At 57.7% G+C, this 5,337-nt stretch carries 5 protein-coding genes; all 5 read right to left on the bottom strand.

Translation table 11 applies throughout. The features are described from left to right. A partial coding sequence (locus WA354_RS10620) for a carboxypeptidase-like regulatory domain-containing protein (RefSeq protein ID WP_472812983.1) occupies positions 1–595 on the bottom strand: 595 nt, incomplete at its 3' end. Positions 596–669: 74 nt separating this feature from the next. Then, the gene (locus tag WA354_RS10615) at positions 670–2,556 is read right to left on the bottom strand and encodes a M56 and DUF3738 domain-containing protein (RefSeq protein ID WP_472812982.1); all 1,887 of its coding nucleotides are present in this window, start codon (positions 2,554–2,556) and stop codon (positions 670–672) included. Next, positions 2,553–2,936: a BlaI/MecI/CopY family transcriptional regulator gene (locus WA354_RS10610; RefSeq protein WP_472812981.1), complete on the bottom strand. Its 384-nt coding sequence runs from the start codon at positions 2,934–2,936 to the stop codon at positions 2,553–2,555. Before WA354_RS10610 ends, WA354_RS10615 begins: the two co-directional genes overlap by 4 nt. Positions 2,937–3,040: 104 nt before the next feature. After that, the gene (locus WA354_RS10605) at positions 3,041–4,300 is read right to left on the bottom strand and encodes a TIGR03435 family protein (protein ID WP_472812980.1); all 1,260 of its coding nucleotides are present in this window, start codon (positions 4,298–4,300) and stop codon (positions 3,041–3,043) included. Positions 4,301–4,482: 182 nt separating this feature from the next. After that, a complete protein-coding gene (locus tag WA354_RS10600; RefSeq protein ID WP_472812979.1) occupies positions 4,483–5,160 on the bottom strand; it encodes an O-methyltransferase in 678 nt (225 codons plus the stop codon). Positions 5,161–5,337 lie beyond the last annotated feature (177 nt).

Below are 5,337 nucleotides of genomic sequence, written 5' to 3'. Positions count from 1 at the left end.
GACTCTTGCTGTTGTAGCGGCGATTGCCGAAGGCCTGATTCAACGAGAACTGAGAAGTAGCGGCGTTGTTGACGCTGCCGTTGACAAGGAATCCGTCGGAGCTTTGCTGATTCGCATCGTCGGGCGGCTTCGGCATATCCGCCGGTGTCGTTCCGGCTTCATGCTTCTTTTCGGTTGCGGCCTGCAAGGCGGGCTTCGGTGCTGTGGGCTGTGGCGGAGGTGCGGTGGCCAGCGCTTTCAATTGATCCGCGGGAAGCAGCTTCAACTCATATTTTGCGGCGGCCATTTTCGGCGCGATGACGACATCGGCGTCGATTGGCTGGAAGCACAGCATTGTGACTTGGATCTTCCATTCTCCGTCGGGAAGATCGTCGAAGCGGAAAACGCCGCCTTCGTCGGATGTGACGCTGAATGTCTTCGAGCCTTGGGTGGCGGTGATGGTTGCGCCGGGGACGGGCAAGCCGCCGAAGGTGATCTGGCCGTAGTACTGAGAGGCGCGCGCAGAGGACGCCGTGCAGAGGCAAAGCAGCACGACGACGAAACACCTTGCTAACCAGCGCCACACAATCATGCGCTCACTCTGGATTGAAATCACTACGACGGAAACTTCTAAAAACTTCGGCGGATCCCTGATGAATTAGACGTTCAGAGGTCCGCCAATGTTCCCGCTCAATTTTCTGTAGGCAGATCAATGTGGTCGATCACGATCACGTCGACCATGCCCTTTGTTGCCTCAAGCTTCAATCCAAGCTGCTCTTCGACCGCGGTAAAGAGTGATGGCCCTCCCTGATCGGGTTGCTCTGGCTTTGCCCCACCTTCTGCGGCACCATGGGGAGGCATCGGCATGTTATCCGGCGTGTAATCCAATGTGAAATCGTATTCACCCGTCAGTCCTGTCTTGTCGACTACCGTGCGGCCCAGTTGGCGTGAGAGCACATGCGTCAGCATATCGATTGACGTACCAGTGGACTCAAGGTGGCCTGGGTTCATCGTCATCATGCGTCTGCCCTGTGGCGGGCGGCCATCGCCCGGTCCTGGGGCATCTCCTGGCCGCGGTGTATTCGCGCCAGGATCATCCTGATCCGGCTTGGTTTGCTTCATCTTCAATCCGTCTTTGGCTACTACCAAGGCATACATTGGCAGCTCCCGCTTCTCGTAGTGATACTTCAGGTTGAACCGATCCACGAGGAGCTGCAACATCATTGCGTTGCGCTGCTCAACTTTAAGGTCCTTGAGCCTTGGAGCGTTGTCCGGCTCGACCTTGGCTTCGATGTTATAGCGGTTCGACCTGACCCACGCAGGTTCACCCAGAATGCGGTCTTCTTCAACGCCAAATGCCTGAGGCAGCAGTAGTCGCATCGGCACGCCCTGAAGAGACACGCCGTCAGGTGTGAGCATGATCCTGACTCGACCGTCGTCTGCTTTGTATGGCTTGATGCTGGCCACGTCGTACTTCGGAACGTTCGCGGTCGCGGCCGGAGTTGGCGGGGTGTTGTTTGTTGTGGCAGCGACCTGTCCGTGCACCACTCCGATTCCAATGGGCGTTGCCAGTGCGAGTATGGCTGCAGACGCCAGGACGAGTTTTCTCCAAAGGTTTAGAGCGCTTCCGGATCGTTGGGCCATGATGCGCAGGATGCGCTCTTTCAGATCGGCGCCTGAAACGCCAGAGATGCAGGGGGTGGGTGGTTCCAGGCAAAATGCGCAAACCTTGAGGATGCTGTCGGCGTAGGTTTCCGGCTGCGTGTTGCGATTGAGTACGCTTTCGTCGCATGCGCGCTCGCGTTCCTCATTCAGCTTTGCGCTCATCCATCGCACCAAGGGGTGAAACCAGAAGAGTGCTTCGACAAAGGCGTGAATAGCGGCGCTGAGATTATCGCGGCGGCGGACGTGCTCAACCTCATGAAACATGATTGCTTCGACCTGGGCATCGTTGAGCCGGTCTGAGAGACCGATGGGCCAAAGCAGAACTGGACGCACGACTCCGAATATCCCGGGCTCAAATTCGCTTGGTGAAAAGACCAGCGGAATCGGCTTCTTGATTTTTGCGTTTTTTTCTGCCAGACGAAGAGCTTGGAATTCCCGGCCATCGGCAACGGCCCTGGCGTTTCGCGCCATTGCAGCGGCGCGGCGCCATCGCACAACCCAAGTGACAAGCATCGCCAGGAATCCACAGATCCACAAAGCGGCGAGAATTGTGGACGCGATGTGAGTTGGGTGGCTGGGCGAAGTGAGCATTGCGGCGGAGGGGTTGGAAATTCGGCCCTGGCGGAATGGCTGGCTAATCTCTTCGACCATGACATAGAGCGACGGGCTGATTTGAGGGGCGGAGTTGTGCGTGGCCCAGTGCGCACCCAGGCTCGTGAGGAGCGCAAATGGAAACAGGAACTTGATCGAAGCGATCATCCAGATTGCGTACCGCACGCGGGCCCGGTTTGGTCGTAGTGAAAGCGTCAGCAGCCAGGCGACGAACACCACTGCTGTCGATTGCCAGAGATGGTTGATCAGCGCATCGGTCAAGGTCGGAGTCCATGCGGGCGTAAAGAGTTCAGACGTCATGATTCCCTCTCCTTGCCGAGATTGCGTAACAGCCGCTCTGCATCTTTCACATCTTCCAGCGACAACTTGCCTGATTCAATCAGGTGCGTCATTACTGGCTGAGCACGTCCGCCAAAGAGGCTCAGTAAATCGTCCATGAGGCGGCGCTGTGCCGATTCCCGCGATACTGCAGGCGTGAAGACGTGGAAGTTTCCGATTTTTTTCAGGCGATGCACCACGCCTTTGACTTCCATCCGATAGACAGTCGTCTGGATGGTCGTGTAGGCGGGCCTCTTCTTTGCCGGAAAGGACTCTTGTATGTCGCGGATGGAGCACTCGTTTCTTGCCCAGAGTGTCTCCATGATTTTGAACTCTAGCTTCGACAATGTTGGCTGTGGCACAGCATCGATCTCCTACAGATGTAGTAAGGGGTACCACAGGTGTTTGTTTTGGGTCAACGGAATTGTGACGAAGCGCAATTTCCCCGCACAAATGCCTAAGACCACTAGTTCGCGGTGGGTTTCTGCACCTGATCGATCGCGATTACGTCGACGGCCGTCTTCTCAGCCGAGAGCTTTAGCCCAAGTTCCTGCTGCAGCGCGTCATAGAGGCTGGGAGCGGCAGCGGCGGCCGTGTCGGTTGAACCGTTATTGCTGCCGTGGGCGGGCATGGGTGGCGGATGCCCGCCAAACTGCGAATCATCGGGGGTAAACGTGCATTGGTAATCGTAGCGGCCCTTGATTCCGGTCTTGTCGACAACTGGCCGGTCGAGCACAAGGATCTGCAGGAAGCCGGTGAAGTCATTGATGGTTGCGTTGATCATGTTTAGCGTGATGCCGCCGGTGCCGGGTCGAATGCCGATACCGGGCAGGTTGCCTTGAATCTGTGTTGGCTTCAGTTTGCTGCCGTCTTTGCCGACGGTGAGCACGTAGGCAGACATGTCGCGCTGGTCGTGGTGGAACTTGAGACCGAAGCGGTCGGCGAGGAGCTTGCGGATCATGATCCTGATTTGTTCGGGGTTCGGAACGCCTTCCTGCTCGGGAACGGCTTCGATGTCGTAGCGGTCTTTCTCGAGCCAATCTGGCGCGTTCACGATCTGCTTGGCTTGCACTTCGTAGGCGAAGGAGATCAAGTCGCCCAGCGATGAAGCCCGCGTCATGAATTTACGGCCGCGAATGACGAGGCCCTGCATGCTGGTTGCGCCCGAGTTGTTGGGCTTGATGGTGGCCACTTCAAAGCTGGGATCGGCATCGGCGGCCATGGGTGTTGGAGGAGGTTGCGGCTTGGGGATCTCCCAGGCGGTCTCTGGCGTCGCGCGAGTGAGGACAAGGGGAAGCGGGTTGCCGCCCTGGCTGGAAGCACCGTCGATGGTTTTTCCATCGGCGCTCAGCTTTCCTTCGTAGGTGAGGTTGAAGAGTTTGAGAACCAGTTTCACGTCCTGCCCTGTCAGGGTGACGGAATCGAGATTGATGGGCTGAGCGCCCTGATCGAGGCTGTAGAAGACTCCCTTGTAAGCGCCTTTATCATCCTTCGTGATTTTGACGACGGTGCGCAGATCCTGGCCGGCGTGGAGCGTGCCTTGCCATGTATCGGCGATGTCGTGCGGCGAGGTGGGCGCGGCCTGAGCGGGCGGGGCAGCGGCCTGGGCTGCGTTAACGGTCTTCAAGTGACCAGCGCAGGTGGCGAGAATAAAGACGATGGACGCGAAGGAACACGAGGCAAACAGAACTCTCTGACGAAGGCGTGATGAAGCAGAGGTCATCATTGTTGCGAACTTCCTTTTCGAGCCGGATCGAAAATCGCGGTGCGGGATCCGGCGAATTTTGCGGACGTGCTGAGGATACACGCGACTGGAGCGCTTGATCGCGAATAAATGCGGACTGTTCGTTTTCGCACAGCGAGGAAGCTGATCGCGATTCGCGATTTCTGGTGATGGCCAGAAGTGCATCAGTGGAGAACGACAGCGATGATGAGTCCGTCGTAACCCTTGCCGGCAACGGTCTGCAGGGCGGTCGCACTCAAGCGCGGTTCAGCCGAGAGCATCTCCGTAAGACGGCGAACGCCCTGGATATTCGGATCTGGATTTTCCGAATCGATTACCTTGCCGTCGCGCACTACGTTGTCGGCAACGATGAGCGTGCCGGGACGCGAGAGCTTCAGGGACCATTGCAGATACTCGGGGTACGACGCTTTGTCGGCGTCGATGAAGATGAAGTCGAAGGGGGCGGCGGGTTCGCGGACGAGGGTCGCAAGGGTTTGCGCGGCTGGGCCAATGCGCAGTTCTACACGGTCAGCGAGCCCGGCAACTTCCAGATTCTTTTGCGCGATTTCGGCGTGGCGTGGTTCGAGTTCGAGGGTGACGACGAGGCCATTATTCGGAATTGCGCGGGCAAGCCAAAGCGTACTGTATCCGCCGAGTGTGCCGATTTCAAGAATGCGCTTGGAGCCGGTGGCGCGGACCAGGATTTCGAGGAATTTGCCTTGGAGGGGAGTGACGTCGATCGCGGGGAGATTGGCTGTGCGATTGGCGTCGAGTGCATCGTCGAATCCATCGCTGGGAGCGATCAGGGCATCGGCGAAGTAGCGGTCGACTTGCTTCCAGATTTCGCTTGCTTTTTTGGGCAAGGCTCACCCCTGGGGAATCAAGCAATAGTTTAGCTTGGGGATTTATTTGTCGCGCGCTACAACAAAGTCGGGAACCCAAAGCAACGCGCGCTTGAAATCCGAGTCAGGAAAGGAAGCAAGTGCCTGGCGCGACTGTTCGGCATAGCGATCCGCGGCGGCCATGGCGTATTCGACGGA

Origin of the sequence: Occallatibacter sp. (genome assembly GCF_049802275.1) — a bacterium.
Lineage (GTDB): Bacteria > Acidobacteriota > Terriglobia > Terriglobales > Acidobacteriaceae > Telmatobacter.
The sequence above is the reverse complement of the archived record's forward strand: the minus strand, read 5'-3'. Positions and strand labels throughout refer to the sequence as shown.